At 74.0% G+C, this 25,828-nt stretch carries 16 protein-coding genes; 6 read left to right on the top strand and 10 right to left on the bottom strand.

Annotation, left to right across the window (positions count from 1 at the left end; genetic code table 11):
- On the bottom strand, positions 1–588 hold the full coding sequence (locus SRB5_RS02505) for a TetR/AcrR family transcriptional regulator (RefSeq protein ID WP_153449683.1): 588 nt from the start codon (positions 586–588) through the stop codon (positions 1–3).
- 78 nt (positions 589–666) lie between these two features.
- Here SRB5_RS02505 and SRB5_RS02500 point away from each other — a divergent pair, with 78 nt between their 5' ends.
- From SRB5_RS02500 to SRB5_RS02490, 4 genes are all read left to right on the top strand, one after another.
- Positions 667–1,842 carry an FAD-dependent monooxygenase gene (locus SRB5_RS02500; RefSeq protein WP_153449682.1) on the top strand — a complete coding sequence of 392 codons (1,176 nt, stop codon included), beginning with the start codon at positions 667–669 and terminating at the stop codon, positions 1,840–1,842.
- Between the two features lie 57 nt (positions 1,843–1,899).
- Positions 1,900–2,511: a helix-turn-helix domain-containing protein gene (locus tag SRB5_RS02495; RefSeq protein ID WP_153449681.1), complete on the top strand. Its 612-nt coding sequence runs from the start codon at positions 1,900–1,902 to the stop codon at positions 2,509–2,511.
- Complete coding sequence (locus SRB5_RS35795) at positions 2,508–2,645, top strand: DUF6126 family protein (protein WP_194292809.1); 138 nt, start codon at positions 2,508–2,510, stop codon at positions 2,643–2,645. Before SRB5_RS02495 ends, SRB5_RS35795 begins: the two co-directional genes overlap by 4 nt.
- Positions 2,646–2,853: 208 nt before the next feature.
- Positions 2,854–3,930 (top strand): mechanosensitive ion channel family protein, encoded by a 1,077-nt coding sequence (locus tag SRB5_RS02490; protein WP_153449680.1) that lies wholly within the window; start codon positions 2,854–2,856, stop codon positions 3,928–3,930.
- Between the two features lie 75 nt (positions 3,931–4,005).
- Here SRB5_RS02490 and SRB5_RS02485 read toward each other — a convergent pair whose 3' ends face one another.
- The 6 genes from SRB5_RS02485 to SRB5_RS02460 all read right to left on the bottom strand — a co-directional run bounded on the left by SRB5_RS02485 (position 4,006) and on the right by SRB5_RS02460 (position 18,727).
- Positions 4,006–5,751, bottom strand: a complete 1,746-nt coding sequence (locus tag SRB5_RS02485) for a translocation/assembly module TamB domain-containing protein (RefSeq protein WP_323376858.1) — start codon at positions 5,749–5,751, stop codon at positions 4,006–4,008.
- Positions 5,752–5,815: 64 nt separating this feature from the next.
- Entirely contained in the window at positions 5,816–6,382 is a 567-nt protein-coding gene (locus SRB5_RS02480) for a DinB family protein (RefSeq protein WP_228389687.1), read from the bottom strand.
- On the bottom strand, positions 6,375–7,577 hold the full coding sequence (locus SRB5_RS02475) for an amidohydrolase (RefSeq protein ID WP_153449678.1): 1,203 nt from the start codon (positions 7,575–7,577) through the stop codon (positions 6,375–6,377). Before SRB5_RS02475 ends, SRB5_RS02480 begins: the two co-directional genes overlap by 8 nt.
- Positions 7,578–7,638: 61 nt before the next feature.
- The gene (locus SRB5_RS02470) at positions 7,639–8,739 is read right to left on the bottom strand and encodes a DNA glycosylase AlkZ-like family protein (RefSeq protein ID WP_153449677.1); all 1,101 of its coding nucleotides are present in this window, start codon (positions 8,737–8,739) and stop codon (positions 7,639–7,641) included.
- A gap of 36 nt (positions 8,740–8,775) precedes the next feature.
- On the bottom strand, positions 8,776–9,948 hold the full coding sequence (locus SRB5_RS02465) for an NAD(P)/FAD-dependent oxidoreductase (RefSeq protein ID WP_153449676.1): 1,173 nt from the start codon (positions 9,946–9,948) through the stop codon (positions 8,776–8,778).
- Positions 9,941–18,727, bottom strand: a complete 8,787-nt coding sequence (locus SRB5_RS02460; RefSeq protein WP_153449675.1) for a non-ribosomal peptide synthetase — start codon at positions 18,725–18,727, stop codon at positions 9,941–9,943. Before SRB5_RS02460 ends, SRB5_RS02465 begins: the two co-directional genes overlap by 8 nt.
- A gap of 309 nt (positions 18,728–19,036) precedes the next feature.
- On the opposite strand from SRB5_RS02460, the gene SRB5_RS02455 reads away from it, so the two are divergent.
- Together SRB5_RS02455 and SRB5_RS02450 are read left to right on the top strand one after the other, a co-directional pair.
- On the top strand, positions 19,037–20,308 hold the full coding sequence (locus tag SRB5_RS02455; RefSeq protein ID WP_323376851.1) for a KamA family radical SAM protein: 1,272 nt from the start codon (positions 19,037–19,039) through the stop codon (positions 20,306–20,308).
- A gap of 35 nt (positions 20,309–20,343) precedes the next feature.
- Complete coding sequence (locus SRB5_RS02450; protein ID WP_153449673.1) at positions 20,344–21,801, top strand: AMP-binding protein; 1,458 nt, start codon at positions 20,344–20,346, stop codon at positions 21,799–21,801.
- Here SRB5_RS02450 and SRB5_RS02445 read toward each other — a convergent pair.
- The 3 genes from SRB5_RS02445 to SRB5_RS02435 form a co-directional block, all read right to left on the bottom strand.
- Complete coding sequence (locus tag SRB5_RS02445; RefSeq protein ID WP_153449672.1) at positions 21,798–23,045, bottom strand: serpin family protein; 1,248 nt, start codon at positions 23,043–23,045, stop codon at positions 21,798–21,800. The two genes, SRB5_RS02450 and SRB5_RS02445, sit on opposite strands and share 4 nt — an antisense overlap.
- A 59-nt stretch (positions 23,046–23,104) precedes the next feature.
- The gene (locus SRB5_RS02440; protein ID WP_153449671.1) at positions 23,105–25,150 is read right to left on the bottom strand and encodes an ATP-binding SpoIIE family protein phosphatase; all 2,046 of its coding nucleotides are present in this window, start codon (positions 25,148–25,150) and stop codon (positions 23,105–23,107) included.
- 72 nt (positions 25,151–25,222) lie between these two features.
- Entirely contained in the window at positions 25,223–25,765 is a 543-nt protein-coding gene (locus SRB5_RS02435; RefSeq protein WP_323376848.1) for a hypothetical protein, read from the bottom strand.
- Positions 25,766–25,828 lie beyond the last annotated feature (63 nt).

Raw genomic sequence — 25,828 nt, 5'->3', positions numbered from 1 at the left:
CTAGGGCCTCAGCATCCCCGTGAGCAGGTCGCGTACATCGGCCGCCAGTTCCTCGCGGCCCAGGGGCTGCGAGGCGTACGTGCCGGCCGTGCTGCTGAAGAGCATCCCGTCCAGCCAGGCGATCAGCGAACGGGTGTGGCGCTCGGGGTCGGGGGAGCCGGCGGCGGTGAGGAAGGCGCGGAGGGGGTCGGCGAAGGCGCGGCCGGAGCGGTCGTAGACGGCGCGCAGCTCCGGGCGCCGGGTGGCCTCCAGGGCCAGCTCGTAGCGGGCCAGCAGCAGGGTGCGGCGGTGCGTCAGGAAGTCGTGGAGCAGCCCCGCGAGGGGTTCCACCAGCGCGTCCGCCCCGGCCGCCGGGTCGGGCGGGACACCGGCCGGCATGGCGGCCGTGTCGCCCTCGGCGGCCCGCAGCACCGCCAGCTCCAGCAGCGCGGCGCGGGTGCGGGCCACGTTCGACGTCGAGCCGGGCGGCAGACCGGCGGACTCGTCCACGGCGCGGTGCGTGAGCCCGCGCATCCCGCGCTCGGCCAGCAGCCGCAGGGCCGCGTCGCCGACCACGTCCCTGCGGGTCGGAGTCGAGGGGGTGCTCATGGGAGGGATTGTAGCTGCCGTTACTACACCTGTAGTATGGACACTACAGGTGTAGTAACGGCAGGGAGGTCGGCAATCATGAACGCACCGAGCGCCGTCGTGATCGGCGCCGGAGTCGGCGGTCTCACCGCGGCCGTCGCGCTCGGGCGGCGCGGCTGGCAGGTCACCGTGCTGGAGAAGGCCGCGTCCCTCGAGCCGGTCGGCGCGGGCATCGCCCTGGCCCCCAACGCGCAGCGCTGCCTCGACACCGTCGGGCTCGGCGACCGGGTGCGGGCGCTCGCCGCCTGGCAGGGGGCCGGCGGGCTGCGCACGCCCCGCGGCCGGTGGCTGTCGCGGCTGGACGCGGCGGACGCCGAGCGGCGCTTCGGCGGGGCCGTCGTCCTGCTGCACCGGGCCGCCCTCGTCGGGCTGCTGGCCGGCGAACTGCCGCCGGACGCCCTGCGTACCGGCGTCGCCGCCGAGGTCGCCGACCCCGGGACCGCCGGGCGCCCCGCCCGGGTGCGCGCCGGGACGCGGGAGTACGAGGCCGACCTCGTGGTCGGCGCCGACGGCATCGACTCCGGGGTGCGCCGGGTGCTCTTCCCCGCGCATCCGGGGCCCGCGTACTCCGGCTTCACCGCCTGGCGCGCCGTCGTCGAGGTCCCCGGGCTCGACTTCGCGCCGCACGAGACCTGGGGGCGCGGCGCGCTGTGGGGCTCCCAGCCGCTCAAGGACGGCCGGGTCTACGTCTACGGCTCCGCCGTCGCGCCCCGCCACGGCCACGCGCCGGACGACGAGAAGAGCGAACTCCTGCGCCGCTTCGGCGACTGGCACGACCCGGTGCCCCGGCTCATCGCCGCCACGGAGCCCGCGGGGATCCTGCGCAACGACATCAGCTGGCTCGAGGAGCCGCTCCCCGCCTTCCACCACGGACGCACGGCGCTGATCGGCGACGCCGCGCACGCCATGACCCCGCACCTGGCCCAGGGCGGCAACCAGGCCATCGAGGACGCCGTCGTCCTCGCCCACCACGTCCGCCCGGCCGGTGACCCCGCCGCTTCCCTGGAGCGCTACACCCGCGACCGGCTGCCGCGCACCACCGAGGTCGTACGCCGCTCCCGGCGCGCCGGCCGCGTCACCATGCTGCGCAACCCCGTCGCGACAGCCCTGCGCGACACGGCGGCGCGGGCGGCGAGTACCGTCGCCCCGCGGGCCGCCCTGAAGGCCCTGGACGGCATCGCGGACTGGTCTCCGCCGGCTGGTCAGGACGAGTGATGTGCCTCATAGGCAAGGGATTTGCCAACGGGGTGTCGGGCGTGGCTGAATGGTCTCATGAGCCCCGCCGTCGACCTTTCCGCAGCCGTCGCCCCACGGCTGCGTGACCTGCGCCGGCGGCGAGGCCTGACGCTCGAGGAGGCCGCCGGGCGCGCGGGATTGTCCCCCGCCCATCTGTCGCGCCTGGAGACCGGTCAGCGCCAGCCGTCCCTGCCGATGCTGCTGGCCCTGGCCGAGGCGTACCGCACGACCGTCTCGGACCTGCTGGGCGAGACCCCGCCCGCCCCCGAGTCCGTCGTCCGGGCCGGCAGCCAGGAGACCACCGAGGCCCAGGGCTGGCGCTATACCCCGGCCGGCGCGGCCGGCGGCCGGGCCATGCAGGCGCTGCGCGTCGAGGTGCCGTGGGGGACACAGGGCGACCTGGTCCGCATCCACCCCGGCGAGGAGTGGATCTACGTCCTGAACGGGCGGCTGCGGCTCGCCCTCGGGGACAGCGAGGAGATCCTCGACCCGGGCGACGCCGCCCACTACGACTCCCTCACCCCGCACCGGCTCGCGGCGGACTCCACCGCGGGCACGGAACTGCTGTTCGTCCACACCCTGTTGCAGAGCGGCGCCTCCGAGCTGTGCCTCGGCGGCAGACCGGCCCACGGAAAGGCACGACCTTGAAGCGCGAACCCGCCAACACCCGCGAGGAGCGGTTCCCCCGCGGCCTCGTCATCCGGCTCACCGTCTATCTGCTCGTCGGCCATCTCCTCGCCGCCTTCCTGTACCTGCTGTTCGAGGCGGGCGGCGGCAAGTAACCCTTTCCCCGGAGGGGAGGTCCCCCGGACAAACGGGTGCGGAAGGTGCCCGGTTGACGCCAGGGGCCGGTCAACACCGTACGAAACGGCCGGATGACGTACCTCCCCGATGACCGCCCGGCGTGGATGAGGCAGGATGGCCCACCGCGCCGGGCTCGTTCATGTCCCCGACGCGTGCACTGAATTTCGACTCGAGACGGATGGCACGTTGAACCGGGCTCTCACACTGCACGACATCATCCTCGCCGGATCGGCCGTCCTGGGCGGCCTGGTGGCCGGATTCCTGCTCCGGATGCTGCTGGGCTGGCTGGGCAAGGGCGCCCGCCGCACCGCCTGGAGCGGCGACGACCTGATCGTCGCCGCGCTGCGCACCATCATCCCGTGGAGCGCCCTCGCGGGCGGGGTGTCGATCGCCGCCGAGGTGCTGCCCCTGAAGGCCGTCGTACGGCAGAGCACCCAGCAGGTCGTCGTCGCCGTGCTGATCCTCGCGATCACCGTCGCCGTGGCCCGGATCGTCGGCGAACTCGTCGGGTCCCGTTCGGCCGGCATCGGCTCGGCGACCATCCTGGTGAACATCACCCGGATCACCATCCTCGCCATCGGCGTGCTGATCCTGCTGGAGACCCTCGGCATCTCCATCGCCCCGCTGCTCACCGCCCTGGGCGTGGGCGGTCTGGCGGTGGCCCTCGCGCTGCAGGACACCCTCGCCAACCTCTTCGCCGGGGTGCACATCCTCGCCTCCAAGACCGTCCAGGTCGGCCACTACATCAAGCTGAGCAGCGGCGAGGAGGGCTACGTCACCGACATCAACTGGCGCAACACGGTGATCCGCACCCAGTCGGACAACATCGTGATCATCCCCAACGACAAGCTCGCCGGGACGATCATGACCAACTACCACCGGCCCGCCGAGGAGATGTCCGTGATCATCCAGGCCGGCGTCGGTCTGGGCAGCGATCTGGCGCGGGTCGAGAAGGTCACGATCGAGACCGCGGAGAGCGTGATGACGGAGGTGGAGGGCGGCGTGCCGACGTACCAGCCCCTCGTGCGCTTCCACACCTTCGGTGACTCGCGCGTCGGGTTCTCCGTGATCCTGCGGACGACGGAGTACGGCGAGCAGTACCGGATCAAGCACGAGCTCATCAAGCGGCTGCACGCCCGCTACCGCGCCGAGGGCATCGACATCGCGGTCCCCGTCCGCAAGGTGATGCTGCACCAGGACGAGGAGACGCCCTTCCTGCCGCGTCAGCGCGAGACGTCCGACGTGCCGGGCAGAACGCCGTGAGGCCCGTTCCCCCGGGCGGGCCCGGGAGCCGGCCGTTCTCGGACGGCGGGTCTCAGGGCCTGCCCCGAGACCCCGTCACGGACGGTTGAGCGCCCGGGCCACACCGGCGGCGACGGCGGTCGCCAGGATCCATCCCGCGGCGATGAGCAGATAGCCGACCCACAGCCCGTTCCCCTGCGGCACATGCGCCTTCTCCTGCCCGAAGTCGACCACCGGCAGCAGCACGTCCAGGGTGTAGATCACGGCCTCGAACCTCGGCGGTGACGCCGGCTCGCGCGGCGGGTGCAGATGGAAGAACACCGACCCCGCGGCCAGCAGCCCCAGCAGCCAGCCCACCGCCCACGCCGGCCGGTAGCCGTAGCCGACGGTCACGTCCTGCACCAGCCCCCACAGCCGCGCGTACCAGGGCAGATGGGTGCGCCGGGCCCGCTGCCCGGCGAGCTGCACCCGCCGTGCCTCGGGCTCCAGGCCCAGCCGCCGGTACATCCCGGCCAGATGCTCGTACGGCTGCGGGAGATACGCGCCCGCGTCCCGGTTCAGCCACGGCAGCCGCTCCACGGCGGGCAGCGGCGTGTCGAGCATCTGGTACGCCGCGCCGTCCAGCCGGATCCGCGCCGGCCAGGTGCGGGCCTCGTCGTGCAGCACCCCGAGCGTCGCGTACCGCAGATCCACCGTGCCGTCCGGCGGCACGGCGGTACGCATCAGCACCTCCCGCGTGGTCGACTGGCGCAGCGAGAGCGCCAGGCCGTCCCGCCCGCCGCCCACCCGCGCCCCGGTCAGATCCACCCGCCCGGTGATCTGCGCCCCCGATATCCGCAGCGCGCCCGCCGCCCTCACGTCCCGCAGCGCCACATCGCCGCCGACGCGCAGCCCGTACGCCTCGAGCGCCATCCCGTCCGGTACGCGCAGGTCCGCGCCGTCCAGCTGCAGATGCCCGGCCACGGACGCGTCGGTCAGCCGGATCGACCCGACGGAACGGAACCGGCGGTCCAGCACCACGTCCGCCCCGAACTGCGCCCCCGGGGCGCTGAGCGTGCGCCCGCCCTCGTGCAGCAGCACCGCCGCGCGCAGGAACAGCGCCCCGGTGACGGAGGCGCCTCGCAGCCCCAGCTCGCCGCGGGCGGTCATCCGGTACCCGGAGACGTCCCCCTCGACGCGCAGCCGGGCGGCGTCCAGCGCCAGCCCGTCGGTGCCGCGCAGCCGGGCGTCGCGCAGCTGCACGCTGCCGCCGACGCGGGCGCTGCGCAGCTGCACCGTCCGCCCGGCGGTGAAGCCCAGGTTGCACAGGATGTCGCTCTCCACGGCGAGCCGGTTCGCCGACAGCCCGCCGTCCAGGCGGGCGCCGCCCAGATTGAGGTTGCCGCCGATCCTCGCGCCCTCCAGCAGCAGCCGTCCGGTGATCCGGCTGCGCAGCAGACGCAGATTGCCCTCGACCGTCGCGTACGAGGCGAGGACGCCCGGCAGCACCGAGTCCTGCACCGTGAGATTGCGCAGCCGCGCCGCGTAGACCTTGATCTCCCCGTCGAACGCGCAGCCACGGATCCGCAGATGGCAGTCCACGTCCGCGTTGTCCAGCTCCAGCGTCCCGGTGATCCGCGCGCCCAGCAGATGCACCGCCGCGACATGCCCGGCGACGGACTCCCGCGCCCCCAGCAGCAGGGCCGCCACGACCTCGGCCCGCACGGTGCGCTCCGGCCCCCACCCGGCGGCGCCCGCCGGATCGTCCGCCGCGGCGTCCCCGGTGCGCAGATCGACCCGCCGCCCCTCGGGGAAGGCCTCCCACAACAGCCGTTCGGCGCCGGTCAGTTCCTCCGGCAACACGTCCCGTCCCCCTTCCGCAGCCGCGCCCCGGCGATCTTACCGGCGGGGGGCGGCTGCGGCGGGGCTACTGACCCACCCGGCCGTCGATCCGCTCGCGGAGGAAGTCCGCGTGGCCGAGGTGGCGGGCGTACTCCTCGATCATGTGGACCAGCACCTCCCGCAGCTCGATGGGCTTGCCGTGGACGGTGCCGAGCAGGTCCATGTCCGGCGCCCCGTCGACGACCCGCTCCGCGAAGCCGACCTCCGCCCGCCATGTCGCCCAGGCCTCCGCGACCATCGCGGGGTCCGGGGCGGCGTCCTCGAAGTCGCCGTTCGGGTTGTCGTCGGTGCGGTAGTGACGGCTGATCGTCTCTCCCGCCATCACCTTGCGGAACCAGTGCTGTTCCACGCCGGCCAGATGCCGGACCAGGCCCAGCAGCGACAGGTTCGACGGCTCGACGGAGCGGCGGGCCATCGCCTCCGCGTCCAGGCCCTCGCACTTGAGGGTGAGGGTGAGGCGGTAGTCGCGCAGATAGCCCGTCAGGACGGCGCGTTCACCCGTCAGCCCGCCGTCGCTGCGCGGATCCTCGTCGGGCGCCACCCACACGTCCCGCCATCCGAACTTCCGTTCGATCTTCGGGTAGTCAGTCATGTGCGCGAGCATCCGCCGCACCGGCCCGCCCCGCCACCCGTTTCCCCGCTTTGAGGACGATTTCCCGGGGCGGTCGCGTCACCACGGCCTCGGCAAAGGATCCGGCGTCCACCAGCACGAGATCCGCCGGCGCCCCCGGGACCAGCCCGTACGCCTCGAGGCCGAGGAGCGCGGCGCCGCCGTACGTGGCGGCGTGCAGGGCCAGCTCGATGTCGTCGTCGCGGCGGAAGGTGCTGCGGTACGCCAGATGCATGGCGCGCTCCAGCATGTCGCCGCTGCCGTACGGGCCCCACAGGTCCCGGATGCCGTCGTGGCCGCAGGCCACGGTGACACCGGCGGCGCGCAGCGTCTTCACCGGCGGCACCGGGAAGTCGTACACCGCGGCGGTCACCACGGCCACGCCCGCCTCCGCGAGGAGACCGGCGATCCGGGTCTGCGTGGCGGGATCGGCCTGCCCGAGGGCGTACGCGTGGCTGACCGCGACCTTGCCCGAGAGGCCGGTGACGCGGGCGCGTTCGGCGATCAGCTCCAGCTGCCACACGCCCAGGGTGCCGCCGTCGTGGAGGTGGATGTCCACCCCGGCCCCGTACCGCTCGGCCAGGCCGAAGACCACGTCGAGATGGCGCACCGGGTCGCGGTCGAAGCCCGCCGGGTCGATGCCGCCGATCGTCCCGACGCCGCTCTGCAGCGCCTCCTCCAGGAGCGCGGCGGTCCCGGGATTGGTGAGCAGCCCGTACTGCGGGAACGCGACCTGCGCCACGTCGATCCGCCCGGCCACCGCCTCCGCCGCGGCCCGCACCGCCTCGACCCCCGCCAGGCCGAACTCGGGGGAGACGTCGGTGTGCGTGCGCACGTACGACGTGCCCGCGGCGATCATCGTCTCGAGCAGCGCCGTGATCCGGCCGGTGTCGGGGACACCGAGCCCGGCGCGCCGGCGCCGTTCCGTGCCGATGCGGTCGGCGAGGGCGTCGCCGGCGGTGTGCGGGACCCAGGGCCCGCCGTACAGCGTCTTGTCGAGATGACAGTGGGCCTCGACGAGGCCGGGCAGCACGAGCAGCCCGCGCACGTCCACCACCTCGGCGTCCCCGGCCGTCACCTCCGGTCCGATCGCGCGGATCACCCCGTCCCGGACGAGGATGTCACTCCTCCCGTCCCGGCCCCGGACCCGTCCTCCCCGCAGCAGCATCGCGCCCATGAAGCCCCCTCCCGGGGCACGTTCTACCCGACCGGGGGAGCGGCGGCAACGGGCGAACGCGTCAGCCGGCCGGAAGCAGCAGGTCGAGCTCCAGCCAGTCGGCCAGCGCGCGTATCTCGGCCTCGACGGCCGCCGTCGTGGCCGCGTCGAAGGGCGTGTCCTGATGCAGCGCGTGGACCCGGAACACGCCCGCCTTCCGGTCGGCGGCCGCGTCCAGCTTTCCGACGAGCCGGTCGCCGTACAGGACCGGCAGCGCGAAGTACCCCCAGCGGCGCTTCGCGACCGGCTTGTACATCTCCAGCTGGTACTCGAAGTCGAACAGCTCGAGCGCCCGCTCCCGGTCGTGCACCAGCCGGTCGAACGGAGACAGCAGCGCCGTCCGCCCGGCGAACGGCCGCCCCACCTGCGCCAGCCGCACCGGGTCCACGCGCCACTCACCCTTGACGCCCTCGACGACGGCCGGCTCCCCGGCCGTGCCGACGTCCGCCTGCTCGACGGGCACCTGCGTCCTGCGGGCCCGGGCGATGCCCAGCGCCGCCAGGCGCCGCTCGTTGCGCCGCTGTTCGGCCTCCGCGGCCGGCACCACCGGGTCGTCCGGGTAGACCCGTGCGGCCAGGTCCCACAGCCGCTCGCCGCCCTCGGTGCGCCCGGCGACGGCCACCTCGCCCTTGCTGGACAGGAACTCCAGCATCCGCGTCATGTTGCGGTTGTTCGTCCACCCCGTCGACTTCCACGGCACCGCACAGGTGTCGGGCAGCTCCCGCGACTGCAGCGGTCCGGAGGCCTCGAGCCGGGCGAGGACGTCGCGCCGGCAGGCGTCGTTGGCCGTCATCCAGTCCCCGGCGGCCTTGAAGCCGTTGGGCCACCGGGCCATCTCGGCCCGGTAGAGCGCTATGTCCTCCGCGGGCCGGACCAGCGCCCGCAGCTCCACCAGCGACCGCTTCTCCAGCTCGGCCCGCAGCTCGTCCCGCCGGTACGCTGCCCCGAGCCTGCTCCACGCGACGAGATGGGCGTTGGGCGCGACGGCGGCCGTCGGGTCGAGCTGCAGCAGCGTCAGCCGCCGCACCACGTCGAGCAGGCCCGCCGGCCGGGTCCGCTCGAGCAGCTGCGCCCGCACGGCGATCCGCCGCGCGTCGGTCCGGGAGAGGTGGTGGACGTCCATCCCGCGAGCGTAGGGGACGGGTCCGACAACCCGGCCTCAGCCGTACAGCGCCTCGAGCAGCTCCGGCGTGTACAGCTCCTCGACCGGGATGACACCGGCCACCGACGAGAAGTACCGCTCGAGCAGTTCCGCGCTGCCCGCCACCGCGCGGAGCATCGCCAGCCGGTCCCGGTGGATCTCCAGCGCCGCCACGGTCAGGGTGCTGTGGTAGTCGTCGATCAGCATCTCCTTCTGTCCCTCGGCGTACGAGTCCAGCGCGGCGTTCAGCCGCCCGGGCGCGTGCAGTTCCGTGCCGATCGCGTCCGCCAGCGCCTGCGCCTGACGGAACGAGTCGGTGATCCCGCGGGCGGTGATCGAGTCCTTGTGGTGGGCGGCGTCCCCGACCAGCGCCCAGCCGGGGCCGGACGCCCGGCGGAAGAAGTTCCGCTGGGTCCCCGTCCCGTACAGCCGCTCCAGCGGGCTCAGCCCCGCCAGCCGGCCGGCCAGCGCCGGAGCCGCGGAACGCACCGCGTCCAGATACGCGGCGCGCGCGTCCGCCCGTACCCGGGGGAACTCCGACTGCGGGAAGTACGCCCCGATCAGCGTCGACCCGTCGTGCGTGGGGATCGCGCCGATCCAGCGGCCGGGCGCCTCGTACAGCTCGAAGTGGTCCGCCACGCCCTCCCAGTACGTGTAGTACGCGCAGGTCAGCTCCGGATCCTCGATCAGCGTCGCCGCCCGCGCCTGCGCCGCGACGAGTGACCGCATCCCGTCCGCGCCGACCACGAGCACGGCCCGCTCCTCCCGCCCGCCGCAGCGCACCCCGGTGACCCGGTCGCCGTCGAAGAGCAGCTCCTCCACCGCGCACCCGTCGCGGAACTCCGCGCCCGCCGCCACCGCCGCGTCCACGAGCAGCGGGTCGAGCACCGTCCGGCGCGGCGCGTACGCCTCCCGCCGGCCGTCCACCGGCCGCGAACAGCCCTCCAGCCGTACGTCCGCCACCTGGTACGTCACCCGGTCGACCGGCGGGCAGCCGCTCGCCGCCACCGCGTCCAGCACGCCCCAGCGGCCGAGGAGGGCCACTCCCGGCTGGTGGATGTACAGCGTGGAGAGCGTGTCCTTCGGGAACGCCGACCGCTCGAGCAGCAGCACCCGGTATCCCGCCCGGGCGAGCAGCAGCGCGGTGGACGCGCCCGCCACCCGGGCGCCGACCACGATCACGTCATGCATGGCTGACCTCCGGCGCGAGCGCGGCGAAGGACGGGTGGCGGGCGGCGACGAGGGCGGCGAGCTCACGGGCCTGATGCTTGACGAAGTAGTGCCCGGCCCCCGCCAGCACCTCGAGCTCCATCGACCCCGGGGCCCAGCCGGCGTACCCCTCGGTCAGCGGATCCTCGTCACCGACCACGACACACACCGGCAGCTGCCGGCGCGGCGCCGGATCCCGCAGGGAGCGCCCGTACATGGCCGTCGCCTGCACCATGTCGTGCCGCACGAGCCGGACGGCCCCCGCCGTGTCGTCCGGGTCCAGCGCGCCGTCGAAGCCGCCCAGCGAGCGCAGGAACTCCTCCAGCTGCTCGTCCGACCCCGGCAGCCCCCCGTCCGGCGCGGCGTCCTCCTCGGGCAGCGCCGCCCCGAGGTAGACGGCGGCCGGGACGATGCCCCGCAGGGTGAGCCGGTGCGCCAGCTCCATCGTGAGGACGGTGCCCGCGCAGTGCCCGTACAGGGCGAGCGGGCCGGTCACCGTCGCCGCGATCTGCGCGGCCAGCTCCTCCACGGCCTCGCCCCAGTCGGCGGGCGGGACGTCGTGGTCGGCCGGGTCGTGCCCCGGCAGCGTGACGCCCCACAGCGCCAGATGCGCGGGCAGCTCCCGGGCCAGCGGCTGGTACGCGAGGGCGCTGCCGCCGCCGTACGGGACGCACACCAGGCTCAGCTCGGTCTCACCGCGGTCGGGGGTCAGCCGGTGCAGCCAGCTGTCGCGCCGCGGATGCCCGTCCGCCCCGCGCAGATGGGCGGCGAGTGCCCGCGGCGTCGGATGCTTGAACAGCTCGATCACCGGCAGCCGCGGATCGATGCGCCGCGCGACCGCCACGGCCTTGAACGAGTCGCCGCCCAGGTCGAAGAAGTCGTCGTCGATGCCCACGTCCGGCACGTCGAGCAGCGTCCGCCAGACGTCGGTGACCCGCTGCTCCAGCTCGTCCCGCGCCGTGGTGACCTCCCGCCCCGGCCGCACCGCGTGGTCGGGCAGCGCGGCCCGGTCCAGCTTGCCGTTCGCCGTCAGCGGGATCGCCGGCACCGTCACGTACGCCTGCGGCAGCATCCACGCCGGCAGCAGCTCCCCGAGCGCCCTGCGCAGCCCGGCGGCCTCGGGCGCCGCGCCGTCGCGCGGCACGACGTACGCCACCAGCCGGGCGTCGCCCACCGCGTCCTCGCGCACCAGCACCGCCGCGTCCAGCACCCCGGCGCACGTCCGCAGCGCCGCCTCCACCTCACCCGGCTCGATCCGGAACCCCCGCACCTTCACCTGGTCGTCACCGCGCCCGAGATAGTCGAGCGTCCCGTCGGCCCGCCACCGCGCCAGATCACCCGTCCGGTACATCCGCGCGCCCGGCTCCCCGTACGGGTCGGCCACGAACCGCCCGGCGGTCAGCGCCGGCTGACGCAGATAGCCGCGGGCGAGTCCGGCCCCGGACACGTACATCTCGCCCGGCACACCCGGCGGTACGGGCTTCAGCCACCGGTCCAGGACCCGGACGCGCAGATCGGGGACGGCCTGCCCGATGGGGCTGCCGGCCGGGTCGCCGGCGGCGTCCAGCGCGAGGTGGGTGACGTGCACGGTGGTCTCGGTGATGCCGTACATGTTCACCAGCGCGGGGGCGCCGTCGGGATGGCGGGCGTACCAGTCGGTGAGCCGGGCGGGGTCCAGCGCCTCGCCGCCGAACACGACCAGGCGCAGGGAGAGTTCCCGGCCGAGCTCCGGGTGGTCCCGGTCGGCGCGCGCCAGCTGGTGGAAGGCGGACGGGGTCTGGTTGAGCACCGTCACGCCCTCGCGTACCAGCAGCTCCAGCAGATCGACGGGGGAGCGGCTGATCTCCTGGTCGACGACGACCAGCCTGCCGCCGTGCAGCAGCGGCCCCCACAGCTCCCAGACGGAGAAGTCGAACGCGTAGGAGTGGAAGAGAGTCCACACGTCCTTCTCCCCGAACCCGAACCAGTGGTCCGTGGCCGAGAACAGCCGCGTCACGTTGGAGTGCGGGATCACGACTCCCTTCGGCCTGCCCGTCGACCCGGAGGTGTAGATGACGTACGCCGGATGCGCGGGGTCGAGGTACGGCGACGGGTCCTCGTCCGGCATCCGCGCGAGCTCCCGTACCACCCCGGGGTCGTCGAGGAGCACCGTCGGCCCGGGGGCGCCGGCCGCCCGTACGGCGACGTCCGAGGTGGTGAGCAGCAGCGACGGTCCGGCGTCGCGGAGCATGAACGCGACGCGCTCGGCCGGGTATCCGGGATCCACCGGCAGGTAGGCGGCGCCCGCCTTGAGTACGGCGAGCAGCGCCACCACCAGGTCCGCGGACCGCGGCAGCGACACCGCGACCAGGCGTTCGGGTCCGGCGCCGCGGGCGCACAGCAGCCGGGCGAGCCGGTTGGCCCGGGCGTCGAGCTCGCGGTAGCTGATCGTCACGCCGCCGTGGGTGAGGGCCGGCGCGTCCGGGGTGCGCGCGGCCTGGGCTCCGAAGAGCGCGGGGACGGTCGTGGGCGGCGCCGACGGGCCGGTGCCGGAGTCCGGGGGGAGGACGCGGCGGCGTTCGTCGGCGTCGAGGATGTCGATGTGGTGCAGCGGTGCCTCGGGACGGGTGACGGCCTCGGCGATGAACCGCTCCAGGCGGCGGGCGAGCGCCTCGGCGGTCGACGGGTCGTACAGGTCCAGCGCGTACTCGAGCGAACCGAAGGCGCCCGCCGGGGAGCCGTCCGCGTCGAAGGTCTCGCGGATGTCCACCAGCAGATCGAACTTCGCGGTGTCGGTGCCGGCTCCCTCGACCTCCACCCGCAGTCCGGGCAGCCGGGCCGCGGTCGCGAAGTCGTTCTGCAGCGCCAGCATCACCTGGAACAGCGGATGCCTGCCCGGCGACCGCTCCGGGTTCAGCGCCTCGACCAGCCGGTCGAACGGCAGGTCCTGGTTCGCGTACGCGGCGAGGTCGGTGTTGCGGACCCGCCGCAGCAGCTCGGCGAACGTCGGCGCCCCCGACACATCGGTGCGCAGGACCAGCGTGTTGACGAAGAAGCCGACGAGATCGTCCAGCGCCACGTCCGTACGCCCCGCGACCGGCGTGCCGACGGGGATGTCGTCCCCTGCCCCGAGGCGCGCCAGCAGCCCGGCGACGGCGGCGTGCAGCACCATGAAGGCGCTGGCGCCCGACCGCTGCGCGAGCTCGTGGATCCGGCGGTGGACGGCGGCGTCGATACGGAACGGGGTCGCCGCACCGCGATGGGAGGCGACGGCGGGCCGCGGCCGGTCGCCCGGCAGGGTGACCTCCGGCGCCAGCCCGGCCAGCGTCTCGCGCCAGTACGCGAGCTGACGCGCGCCCCGGCCGTGCGGATCGTCCGGGTCCCCGAGGAGATCCCGCAGCCACAGGGTGTAGTCGGCGTACTGCGCCGGCAGCGGTTCCCGGTCCAGGGGCACGCCCGCGGTCCGGGCGGCGAAGGCGCGCTCCAGGTCCTTCAGGAACGGCGCGTACGACCATCCGTCACCGGCGATGTGATGCACCACGACCAGCAGCACGTGTTCGGTCGGCGACAGGACGAACAGCTCCGCCCGTACGGGCAGTTCCTCCGCGAGCTCGAAGCAGTGGTCCGCCGCCGCGGTCAGCAGCCCGCCCACCGACTCCGCGTCGGTGTGGGTCACCGGGAAGGAGAACCCGCACTCCCCGGCCGGCAGGATCAGCTGATGCGGCTCCCCGTCGTGGTCGGGGAACACCGTCCGCAGACTCTCGTGCTGGGCGACCACGTCGTTCAGCGCCCGCTCCAGCGCCGCCCGGTCGAGTGCGCCGCCGATCCGCAGCGCCATCGGCATGTTGTACGCGGTGCTCCCGCCGTCCAGCCGCTGGATGAACCACAGCCGTCGCTGCCCGGGGGAGAGGGGGATCCGTTCGGGCCGTTGCCGGGCCACGACCCGGTCCCGGGTGTCGGCCGAAGGGGCGGATATCAGGGGTGCCAGTCCGGCGACGGTGGGGTTCAGGAAGAGCGTACGGATGGTGAGTTCGGCGCCCAGGCGGGCCCGGACGCGGGCGGTGAACCGCATCCCGCGCAGCGAATGGCCGCCCAGGTCGAAGAAGTTGTCGTCGATGCCGACCTCCCCGACCTCCAGCACCTCGGCGAACAGCTCGCACAGCACCCGCTCGACCTCGGTGCGCGGCGCCTGCCCGGCCCGCCGCGGCCGCTGGTCCGGCGCCGGGAGCGCGTCGCGGTCCAGCTTCCCGCTGGGCAGCAGCGGCATCGCGTCGAGGACCACGCAGGCCGCCGGCACCAGATGGGCCGGCAGGCTCTGCGCCGCGTACTCGAGCAGCCGGGCGGACAGGGTGTCCCGGTCCGAGGCGGCCACCGGGACTGCGTACGCGACCAGCTGCCGCTCGCCCGGCCTGTCCTCCCGCGCCAGCACCACCACGCGGTCGGCGGCCGGATGGCCGGACAGGGCGGCGGCGACCTCGCCCGGCTCGATCCGGAAGCCCCGGATCTGCACCTGGTCGTCGGTCCGCCCCAGGAACTCCAGATCCCCCGACCGCCGCCAGCGCGCCAGGTCACCGGTGCGGTACATCCGGCTGCCCGGCTCGCCGTACGGGTCGGCCGTGAACCGCCCCGCCGTCAGCCCCGGCCGGCCCAGATACCCCTGCGCCACACCCGGGCCCGCGAGGTACATCTCGCCGGGGACGCCGGGCGGCACCGGGCGCAGCCGTGCGTCCAGCACGTACACGCGGGCGCCGGGCAGGGGGCGGCCGATGGGCGGCACGCCGTCGGTGGTGGGGGAGTCCGGGACGCTGGTCGTGGCGGTGACGGTCGTCTCGGTCGGGCCGTAGACGTTCACCAGCCGGCGCCCGTTCGCCCAGCGGGAGACGATCTCGGGCGGCAGGGACTCGCCGCCGAGGCCGAGGGTGAGGTCGGCGGGGAGGTCCGTGTCGGAGAGGACGGCGAGCACGCTCGGCACCAGCAGCATGTGGGTGAGGCGCCGTTCGCGGACCAGGTCGGCCAGGGCGGGTCCGGGGGTGAGGCGATCGGCGGGGGCGAGGACCAGGGTCGCGCCGGTGAGCAGGCACATCGTGATCTCGCCGACCGCGGCGTCGAACGACGGGGAGAAGAACTGCAGCAGCCGGCCGCCCGGGCCCAGCCCGCACCGGTCGGCCAGTCCCCGGGCCATCGGGCCGATGCCGGAGTGCGGCACGAGCACGCCCTTGGGGCGGCCGGTGGACCCCGACGTGTAGATCACGTACGCGGTGTCGCGCGGCGTCGGCGCGCACAGGACGACGCCGTCGGCGGCCGGCTCCCGGAGTTCGTCGAGGGCCAGCACGGGCGCGGTGTGGTGGCCGGGCACCACGGCCCGCAGCGCGGATGTGGTCAGCACCAGCGCCGGGTCCGCGTCGTCGAAGAGGTACGCCACGCGGTCCGCCGGATAGGCCGGGTCCACGGGCACGTAGGCCCCGCCCGCCCGTACCGTGGCCAGCAGGGCGACCACCAGGTCGATCGACCGGGGCAGCACCAGCGCGACCCGCTGCCCGGGGCCGACGCCGTGTCCGGCGAGCTCGAGGGCCAGCGCGTGCGAGCGCCGCTCCAGCTCGGCGTAGGTGACGCGCTCCTGCTCGTACTCGAGCGCCGTCGCGTCCGGGGTGCGGGCGGCCTGGGCCGTGAAGAGGGCGGGGAAGGTGGACGGGCGGGGCGGGAGCCCGGTGCGGCTCCACTCGTGCAGGACGAGGCGGCGCTCGTCGTCGTCGAGGATGCCGATGTCACTGACGGGCAGGTCCGGGTCGGTGACGGCGGCGGTGACGAAGCGCTCCAGCCGGCGGGCCAGCGCGGCGGCGGAGGGCTCGTCGAACAGGTCGAGTGCGTAGCCGACGGTGCCGGTCAGGCCGGCCGGGGTGCCGTCGGGGGCGAAGGACTCGGCGAGTTCGATGCCCAGATCGAACCGGGCGGTCCCCGACGTGACGGTCTCGAACCGCACGTCCAGGTCCGGCAGCCGGAAGCCGGCGCCGATGTCCTCGTGCAGCGCGAACATCACCTGGAACAGCGGGTGCCGGCCCGCCGAACGCTCCGGGTTGACCGCCTCCACCAGCTGGTCGAACGGCAGATCCTGGTGCGCGAACGCGGCCAGGTCGAAGTCCCGGACGCGGCGCAGCAGTTCGCCGAACGTCGGGTTCCCCGACACGTCCGCGCGCAGGACCAGCGTGTTGACGAAGAACCCGACCAGGTTGTCGAGCGCCTCGTCCGTCCGCCCGGCGACGGGCGTGCCGAGGGGAATGTCCTGGCCCGCCCCGAGCCGGGACAGCAGCCCCGACAGGGCGGCCTGTACGACCATGAAGGCGCTGGTGCCGGTCTCCCGGGCCAGCCCGACGATCCGGCGGTGCGTGGCGGCGTCGATACGCAGCGGCGTGGTGTCCCCGCGGTGGCTCGCGACGGCGGGCCGGGGCCGGTCGGCGGGCAGGTTCAGCTCCGGGGGGATCCCGTCGAGCGCGCGCCTCCAGTACGCCAGCTGTTGGTGGGCGAGGCTGGCGGGGTCGGCCGCGTCGCCGAGGAGGGCGCGCTGCCACAGCGTGTAGTCGGCGTACTGGACGGGCAGCGTCTCCCACTCGGGCGCGGTGCCCGCGGCCCGGGCCGTGAACGCCCGCTGCAGGTCGGCGGCCAGCGGGGCGGCGGACCAGCCGTCGGTGGCGATGTGATGGACGACGAGCAGCAGCACGTGCTCGGTGTCGGACAGCCGCAGCAGATGGGCCCGCACCGGCAGTTCCGCCGAGAGGTCGATGCCCTCGGCCGCCGCCCGGGCCAGCGCCTCGGCGAGGCCGTCCTCGGTGGTCACCGACCGGAGGAGCACGGGCCGGGCGCCGGCGGCGGGGCGTATCTCCTGGCGCGGTTCACCCCGGTCGTCCGGATATACCGTGCGCAGGCTCTCGTGGCGGGCGACCACGTCGGCCAGGGCCTGGGCCAGGACCGTCTCGTCGAGGGCGCCGTCGATGCGTACCGCCGTCGGCTGGTTGTACGTGGCGGGGCCGGCGTCGTCGCGGGTGAGGAACCACAGGCGGCGCTGGGCGGGCGACAGCGGCACCACGTCGGGGCGGGTGCCGGCCCGCAGGGGTGTACGGGCCCGGTCGGCGTCGCGTATCAGCGCCGTCAGGGCGCCGATGTCCGCGGCCTCGAACACGGCCTGGATGCCGAGTTCGACGCCGAACTCCGTGCGGACCCGGCTGATCAGGCGCATGGCGAGCAGGGAGTGGCCGCCGAGGTCGAAGAAGTTGTCCCCGGCGGTGACGTGTTCGCGGCCGAGCAGCTTCTCGCACAGGCCGCACAGGATCTGCTCCTCGGGTCCGCGCGCCGGGCGGCGTGCGGACCTGGGCGCGGGGGAGTGGGCCGGTTCGGGCGTTGTGACGGTCTGCGGGGCCGCCGGCTCCGGGGTGGCCTCGGGCGCGGTCAGCAGGGTCCAGTCCCGCTCGTCGGCGCCGGTCAGCCGGGGGCTGCTCAGCGGGGCGTCCGGGCCGAGTCCGGGCGCCGACTCCAGCCAGGCCACGAACGCCTCGCGGACGGCCGTGACGTCGTTCGGCCCGTACCGGTCGGGACTGGCGTTGAAGTCGATCCGGGTCACCAGGCCGCCGGACCCGTACACCATGATGTCGAAGCCGTCGATCGGACCGTTGGTCAGGTTGTGCACGGTGGACGGCAGACCGCCGAACACCGGGCCCGCGTCGAACATCATGATGTTGATCGACGGGCCGGTGAGCCGGCCGTCGCGCCCGGTCAGCCCGAGGTCGTGGCGGATCTCCTCGTAGCGGTACCGCTGGTGGCGCAGCGCCTGACGCACCTCCGCCGCGACCTGACGCACCAGCTCCCGCTGCGTCGTCGACGCGTCGGCCGTCAGCCGCAGCGGCAGCACGTTGGACGTCATGCCGGGGACGGCCCGTGTCGCCTTGCTGGTGCGGCCGGTGACCGGGAGGGCCAGGGTCAGGTCGGTGGCTCCCGTCACCCGGTGCAGCACGCCCGCCAGCGAGGCGATGAGCAGCCCGGAGACGCTGGTGACGCACGCCGTGGCGAGCTCCTTGAGCCGCCGGGCCGGTCCCTCCGCCACCGCGACGCTCTGCCGGATGAACCCGTCACCGCCGGAGCCGGTGCCCGGGAAGTCGACGGCGCTCGTCCGGCCGGCCAGCCGCTCGCTCCAGTACCGCCGGTCGTCGGCGTGGCTCCGCGACGCGCGGTACTCGGCGTCCTCGTCCAGCAGCACCCGCAGCGAGCCGAAGGCCCCCTCGACGCCGGATTCGCCCTCGTCCAGCGCGGTGTACACGGCGGCGACCCGGGCGGCGAGCATCGTCCCGGCGAAGCCGTCCATCGCGATGTGATGACAGCGCTGGTACCACAGGAACCGCTCGGCGCCGGTCCGCAGCAGGGCCATCGCGAACACCGGCCCGTGCTCCAGGTCCACCGTGCGCCGCAGGTCCGCCCGCATCCAGTCCTCGGCCGCCGCCTGCGGATCGCTCTCCGCACGCAGGTCCAGCACCGGGAACGGCCAGAACTCCAGCGGCTCCACCAGCTGCGCGAGCCCCCTCTCCTCGTCCGCGACGAAACGGACGTTCAGGGCCTGCGTCTCGCGCACTCCCTTGCGGACCGCGACCTCGAACAGCATCGGGTCGAGCGCACCGCGGATCTCGACGTAGTGCGCGATGGAGAAAGCCGGGCTCTGGGGGGCGAGCTGCTGCGCGAACCAGATTCCCGTCTGCGCGGCCGAGGCGGACCACAACCCACCGGATTCCATCACAGCCATGTCCGCCACCCCTGAAGCAATTCCGGCAATTAATTGATTCCCCACGGCCGGCGACGCTACCACCGCCTCCGAGGCGTCCGGCAGACCCGAAGAGCCGATTCCACTGACCGCTTGTTGTCAGTGACAGCAAGCTGCCCCGGGACATTCGGAAGACGCATGGACCATACGCCGGGTCTGCGGATACGTTCGATAAGTCCCCCGCACCGGGGCGACCGGGCAGGGGGGATGGACATGCCGTATCAGCCTTATTCCTATACGCGCGGGGAACTAGTCGAGCCGGACTGGAAAAGGCTCCCGGGCTGGCGGGACGTGACCGTCGAGCAGTGGCGCGACGCGCGCTGGCAGCGGGCCCACTGCGTGCAGAACACCCGGCAGCTGCACGCCGTGTACGAGACCCTGCTGCCGGACTCGTTCTACCGCGACATCGACCGTGACCAGGCCGAACTCGCCACGATGTCCCTGCTGTTACCGCCGTACGTGCTGAACACGATGGTGCCGGCGGCCCGCCCGGACGCGGCCGCGATGTACGCCGACCCAGTCCGCCGCCATATGCTCCCCGCCTTCTCCGACCGCGACCCCGAGTGGCCCTCGCATCCGCACGCCTCCCGCGATTCGCTCCACGAGGCGGAGATGTGGGCGGTCGAAGGACTCACCCACCGCTATCCGACGAAGGTACTCGCGGAACTCCTCGCCACCTGCCCCCAGTACTGCGGTCACTGCACCCGAATGGACCTGGTGGGGAATTCCACCGCCCAGGTGCGGAAGCTGAAATTCAGCGTACGCAGACCGGACCGGTTGAATGCGATGCTCCGCTATATCGCCGAAACGCCGGGCGTACGCGATGTGGTGGTTTCCGGCGGCGACATCGCGAACGTTCCGTGGCCGCGGCTCGAGGAATTCGTCCTCGCCCTGCTCGACATCGATCATGTACGGGACATCCGGCTGGCGTCCAAGGCCCTGATCGACCTGCCGCAGCACTGGCTCACCCCCGAGGCCCGCAACTGCGTCGAACGCCTCGCCAAGACCGCCCGCGACCGTGCCGTGGCCCTCGCGATCCACACCCACGTCAACGCCGCCCAGCAGCTCACCCCGCTCGGCGCGCAGGCCGCCCGCACGATGCTCGACCTCGGGGTCCGCGACGTACGCAACCAGGGCGTGCTGCTGCGGGGCGTCAACGACTCCGCGGAGCAGCTCCTCGACCTGTGCTTCGCGCTGCTCGACGGCGCGGGCGTCCTCCCGTACTACTTCTACCTCTGCGACATGATCCCCAATGCCGAGCACTGGCGGCTCGCGCTCCACGAGGCGCAGGACCTGCAGCAGGCGATCATGGGCTATCTGCCGGGCTTCGCCACGCCGCGCGTCGTGTGCGACGTGCCCTTCGTCGGCAAACGCTGGGTGCACCAGGCCGAGTCGTACGACCGCGAACGCGGCGTCTCCACCTGGACGAAGAACTACCGCACGGCGCTGGACCGGGACGACCCGCACGCGCTCGGGCGCCGCCACCACTACTACGACCCGGTGCGGACCCTCGGCGAACAAGGGCGGCTGTGGTGGCGGCAGCAGGAACGCGTCGCCGCGTGAGTACGAACCCCAACCCCGACAGAGAGGCATCAGCCATGTCCGTCGCGCCCCCCGTCCTCGCCGCCCCCGACGTCGTCGAGGGCTTCCGGCGAACCGCCCGCCTCCACCCCGCCCGCCCCGCGCTCGTCCACAACGGCACCGTCGTCGACTACCGCACCCTCGAGGCCCTGGTGGCCGGCGTCGCCGACCGACTCGGCCCCCGCCCCGGCACGGTCGCGGTGGCCGCCCGGCGGACCCCCCACACCGTCGTCGCGCTGCTCGGCGTGCTCGCCGCGTACGGCACGTACTGCCCCGTCGACCCCGCCTGCCCGCCCGCCAGACGCGACGCCCTGCTGCGCGCCGCCGGAGCCCGCGCCCTCGTCGACGGCACGGAGGTGAGCACCCTCGACCTGGACCCGCCGGTCACCCTCGACCCGGAGGAGCCCGCGTACATCCTCTTCACCTCCGGCTCCACCGGCGCGGCCAAGCCCGTCCGCACCCCCCGCCGGGCCATCGCCGCCGCCGTCCGCTCGCTCGGCGCACTCCTCGGCCTCACCGCGGACGACCGCGTCCTGCAGTTCGCGTCGCTCAACTGGGACACCTGCTTCGAGGAAATCCTCCCCGCGCTCACCACCGGCGCCGCCCTCGTCATCGACGACGCGGCCCACACCGGCTCCTACCACCGCTTCCTGGAAACCGTCGAACGGCAGGCGATCACCCTCCTCGACCTGCCCACCGCCTACTGGCACGAACTCGTCCACCACCTCGTACGGGAGAACCGCCCGCTGCCGCCCTCGCTGCGGACCGTCGTCATCGGCGGCGAGGCCGCGCACCCGGCCAGGCTCGCCGACTGGTGCGCGCTGGACACCGCGTCGGTGCGGCTGGTCAACACCTACGGCTGTACGGAGACGACCCTGGTCACCCACGCCGTCGACCTGCACGGCCCGTTCGCCGGCGGGTCCGGCGCGTACGCGGAGGGGCCGGTGCCGATCGGGCGGGCGCTGCCGCACGTCGTCGAGCGTGTGGCCCGGGACGGCGAGCTGCTGATCGGCGGGGACTGTGTCGCGCTCGGCTACCGCGGGCTGCCCGCCGCCACCGCCGAGAAGTTCCCCGTGCTCGGTACGGAACGGGGCGCCGTGCGCTTCTTCCGCACCGGTGACCTGGTGCGCCGGCTGGACACCGGCGTCCTCGTCCACGCGGGCCGCGTCGACCACCAGGTGAAGGTCTCCGGCATCCGCGTCGACCCCGGCGAGGCCGAGGCCCAGCTGTGCGCCCACCCCGGCGTCGCCGCGGCCGCCGTCACCGGCCGCGTCCGGGACGGCCTGACCAGCCTCGCCGCCTACGTGGTGGCCGCGCCGGGGGCGGGCGACCCGGGACTGCCCGCCGACGTCCTGGCGTTCCTGCGCCCGCGCAGCCCCCGTCATCTGGTGCCGGCGGAGGTCGTCGTCGTACCGGAGCTGCCGCTCACCCCCAGCGGCAAGGTCGACCGCGGCGCACTCGCGGCGCTGGCCTAACCCCGGGGATCGTTCACCGCGCCGAGGAACAGGACCGTCCCGGTCTCGCGGTCGGAGACCGTGAACGCGAACGGGCGGTCCACCTCGAACACCAGCGGATCGGCGGGCAGCGCCGTGGTCATCGCACCCCCGGTCACGGCCGCCGCCTCCGTGCCCTTCTCGTCGACCCGGATGTACGTCTTGTGCACCACGGCGTTCAGCGCCGCACCGCCGTCGACCATCCGCGAGAAGTCCGCCCCGCCGCCGAATGCCTCACCCATGCCCAGCTTCGTCAGAGCGTCGCCCAGCCCCAGCGACCAGCTCAGCTCGAACCGCGGCAGCGCCGTCCGGAACACCTCCTGCTCCTCCAGCGCCCCGACCGCCACCCGCCACTCGGCCGCGTCCAGCCGGCCGAGGAACGCCTCGAGCCCGTCCGCCCCCTGGTCGGGGAGGAACACCTCCATGCCGTAGCGCTTGCTCTTCCCGTACGGCAGCCGCAGCACGGCGTACCCGTCGCGCTGCGCGTGGCCGAACCGCTTCTCGCTCAGGGACATCATCGGCACGTCCGCCGGCGTCCCGCCGGGCACCGCGAAGGGCCGGTCCTCGGTACGGTCCGGGTCGAACTGCGTCGTCCAGGTCCCCAGGAAGTACACGGCGTTCAGCAGCACCAGGACCGCGTCCTCCGACGGCAGCCCGAGATCCTCCGCGATGGAGTCGATACGCCCGTGCGTCCGCTCCTTCACCCATCCGTCGATCTCCCGGGCGGCGTCCGCCCCCGCCAGATCGGCCTCCTTCGCGGTGGCCCCCAGCTTCCCGGTGACGAAGTCCCGGTAGTCGGCGTGCATCCGCAGCTCCGGCGCGCTCCACAGGGCGTCGGAGACGTCGAGCGTGACGTCCTTCGTGTCGGCGAGCTCTTGCAGCAGCGCCCCCACGCGCACGTCGCGGCTGTCCTTCAGATGCAGCGTCCGGGCCATCGCCTTCGCGGTGTCACCGCCCGCGCCCGCGAGCACCATCGCCAGCAGCGTGGCCACCGACAGCGGCGAGATCACGGTGTTGGGCCGCGCGCCGGCCGTCTCGCGCAGCAGGTCGAACCCGAACGCGTTCACCGACCGGGCGACGGCCTGCGCGTCCCCGGGTTTCAGCGCCGACACCAGACCCGCGTCGATCCGCCCGGCGTCACCCGGCGGTCCGTCCTTCCCGTCGTCCCCGCACCCGGCCGCCAGCAGGGCCAGTCCCGCCGCGAGCACCATCCGCCGTGACACCATCCAGGGCCACCTCCTCGCCCCTCGGACGTGCGCGGCCGAAGATCGGTTCCCCGGTGCGGTCAGTCGTCGTCCCCCTCGCGGAACTCGCACCAGATCGCCTTGCCCTGCCCCCGCGGCTCCACCCCCCAGGTCCCGGTGAGCAGGTCGAGCAGCAGCACCCCGCGCCCCGACGACGCCAGTTCACCCGGATGGCGGCGGTGCGGCAGCCCCTGACCGGAGTCCTCGACGGTCACCCGCAGCGTGCGCCGCCCCGGCGGCCCGGCCACCTCCGCGCCGACCACGGCCGCGCCGCCCGTGTGCGTCACGGCGTTGGCGACGAGCTCCGAGAGGGCCAGCACCGCGGCGTCGATCTGGTCGGCGGGCTCCCAGTCGTACAGCATCCCGCGCAGCTGGTGGCGGACGTCGGCGATCCGGTGCTGCTCCGTCCGGGGGACGATCACCCGCAGCCGCCGTACGGCCGTGCGGCGCGCGTGGCCGGGCGGCGTGTCGCTGCGCAGCAGGAGGAGGGCGATGTCGTCGTCGCGGCGGTCGGTGTGCGGGCCCGGGGTGCGGTACGACTCGGGGCCGGTGACCGCGTCGACGAGGGCGTCCGCGACCTTCTCCAGGTTCTGGCCGAGGGTGTCCCTGAAGGCCTGCTGGAGCCGGGCCTGCCCCGAGTAGAGGTCGTGGCCGCCGTTCTCCACCAGGCCGTCCGTGCACAGCAGCCAGGTCTCGCCGGGCGCCACGACGTGCTCGGTGACCTCGTAGTCGGGATCCGGGAGGATGCCCAGCGGGAGACCGCCTGCCGTGGGGTGGACGAGCATGGTGCCGTCCGCCAGTGCCACCGCGGGGTCGAGGTGGCCGGCCCGGGCCGCGTACACGGTGCCGGTGGCCGGTTCGGTGTCCAGGTACAGGCAGGTGGCGAACCGTTCCTCCGTCTCGCCCGCGTTGAGCCGGCTGAGGAAGCGGGACGCGCGGCGCAGCACCCCGTCCGCCTCGTGCCCCTCGGAGGCGTACGCGCGGATCGCGATCCGCAGCTGGCTCATCACCCGGGACGCACGTACGTCGTGCCCCTGCACGTCGCCGATGACGATCGCGACCCGGCCGGTGGGCAGGGCGATCACGTCGTACCAGTCGCCGCCGATCCGCAGCCCCTTGCTGGTGGGCACGTAGCGGGCCGCGAGGGACAGCCCGGGGACGTCGGGGATCTCGCCGGGCATCATGGTGCGCTGCAGGTCGGCGGCCAGCGCCCGCTCGAGGTCGTGGGCGTACGCCCGGGACAGGGCCTGGGCCAGCATCCGGGCGATGGTCCCCAGCACCCCCCGCTCCTCGGGGGAGAAGGACGTGGGCGTGCGGAACGCCGGCATCCAGACGCCGATGACCTCGCCGTTCTTGACCAGCGGCAGATACGCCCAGGAGGTCATCCCCTGGGGCTCGGCCATGTGCCAGGTCGGGGCAAACCGCCGGCGGAACTCGTCCGGGCTGCTCAGGTACACCGGTTCACCCGTACGGGCCACCTCGCACGCCGGGGAGTCGGTGCTGAGCGGCAGCTCGTCGAACGGCACCCCGCCCGTCCAGTAGCCGTGGTGGCCGATCACCCGCAGCCGGTCGTTCTCGATGCCGAAGACGGCCTGCCCGGCGGGCGTGAACCCCGGCATGGCCAGGGCGGCGGCCACCCGCAGCACCGCGTCGGTGGACGTGGCCTCGGCGAGGGACCGGCCGGCGTCGAGGAGGAAGGCCTCCCGGGAGAGGCTGCGGTCGCTCGGCGGGGTGCCCGTGGCCGGGCGTACGACCTCCTGCACGGTGCCGTCGGCGGCGAGCGCGCCGTCCTCGCCGGAGACCGACATCCGTACCCGCACCCAGCGCAGGACCGCCCCGTCGGAGTCCACGATCCGCACGACCGCCTCGGCGAGGGTGCCCTCGGTCATGGCCAGGTTCGCGATGCCGGAGAGCTGCACGTAGTCCAGCCCGTGCAGCCGGGACCGCGCCGCGGCGGCCGACACCTCGGTGACGTCCTCGGGCATCTCCAGCAGCCGCGCGGCGGCGGCGTCCAGCGTGATCCTGCCGCCGATCGACCAGCGCCAGACGCCGGTGCCGAGGGCGGAGAGGACCTCAACGGGGTGCATTGCCCCATTTTATGGTGTTTTGTCGATTTACGGATCAACCGCTGTGCGCCGTGAGGGTCCCGCAGCGGTGGATCAGTCCTCGAAGTGGGCGTCCATGAGCTTGTCGAGGCCCGTCGTCCACTGCTCCAGGGTGGCCTTGTCCGGGGCGGTGAGGTCCGTCTCGTACAGCCGGCGGCCGCGCAGATGCACCGTCACCGTGAGACGGCGGCCCCAGCGGCTCGTGGCGTACTCGACGGCGCCGATCTCGTCCCAGTCGAACTCCGCCTCGGTGTCGTCCAGGGTGAACCGCACCCCGGACTCGTCCGCGACGACGGAGCCGCGCCGGTCGGATGCCTCGAACTCGGGCTCGGCGTCGGATTCGCCGGCCTCGTCGCCGGCCTTGTCCTCGGCGGCCTCCCCGTCCCCGGCCTCCCCGGCCGCCTCGTCGTCCTCGGAGGACTCGGCCTCCGTCTCCTCCGGCTCGTCCGGGGCCTCGGGCGCCTCCGCCGCCGCCGTCTCCGGCTCCTCGGCGTCCTTGGCTTCCCGGGGCGCCGGAACGATCAGGCCGGGCAGGGCGGCCGGATCGGTGGCGGCTGCGTTGACGGGCGTCACGTTCTGACCTCGTTTCTGGTCCACAGCGCGCAAGTATGGCCGATCCCGGGCCCGCCCGTGGCCCTGCCCCCCGAACCGGGGCGCAAC

The organism is Streptomyces smaragdinus (assembly GCF_009604385.1).
GTDB classification, from domain to species: Bacteria; Actinomycetota; Actinomycetes; order Streptomycetales; family Streptomycetaceae; genus Streptomyces; species Streptomyces smaragdinus.
The sequence above is the reverse complement of the archived record's forward strand: the minus strand, read 5'-3'. Positions and strand labels throughout refer to the sequence as shown.

Bases quoted from the DNA above. Each gene is read 5' to 3' on its own strand.
- SRB5_RS02480 (WP_228389687.1), bottom strand. From the start codon at position 6,382: ATGACTGACTACCCGAAGATCGAACGGAAGTTCGGATGGCGGGACGTG.
- SRB5_RS02505 (WP_153449683.1), bottom strand. From the start codon at position 588: ATGAGCACCCCCTCGACTCCGACCCGCAGGGACGTGGTCGGCGACGCG.
- SRB5_RS02465 (WP_153449676.1), bottom strand. From the start codon at position 9,948: ATGCATGACGTGATCGTGGTCGGCGCCCGGGTGGCGGGCGCGTCCACC.
- SRB5_RS02475 (WP_153449678.1), bottom strand. From the start codon at position 7,577: ATGGGCGCGATGCTGCTGCGGGGAGGACGGGTCCGGGGCCGGGACGGG.
- SRB5_RS02460 (WP_153449675.1), bottom strand. From the start codon at position 18,727: ATGGCTGTGATGGAATCCGGTGGGTTGTGGTCCGCCTCGGCCGCGCAG.
- SRB5_RS02445 (WP_153449672.1), bottom strand. From the start codon at position 23,045: ATGGTGTCACGGCGGATGGTGCTCGCGGCGGGACTGGCCCTGCTGGCG.
- SRB5_RS02450 (WP_153449673.1), top strand. From the start codon at position 20,344: ATGTCCGTCGCGCCCCCCGTCCTCGCCGCCCCCGACGTCGTCGAGGGC.
- SRB5_RS02500 (WP_153449682.1), top strand. From the start codon at position 667: ATGAACGCACCGAGCGCCGTCGTGATCGGCGCCGGAGTCGGCGGTCTC.
- SRB5_RS02470 (WP_153449677.1), bottom strand. From the start codon at position 8,739: ATGGACGTCCACCACCTCTCCCGGACCGACGCGCGGCGGATCGCCGTG.
- SRB5_RS02440 (WP_153449671.1), bottom strand. From the start codon at position 25,150: ATGCACCCCGTTGAGGTCCTCTCCGCCCTCGGCACCGGCGTCTGGCGC.
- SRB5_RS02495 (WP_153449681.1), top strand. From the start codon at position 1,900: ATGAGCCCCGCCGTCGACCTTTCCGCAGCCGTCGCCCCACGGCTGCGT.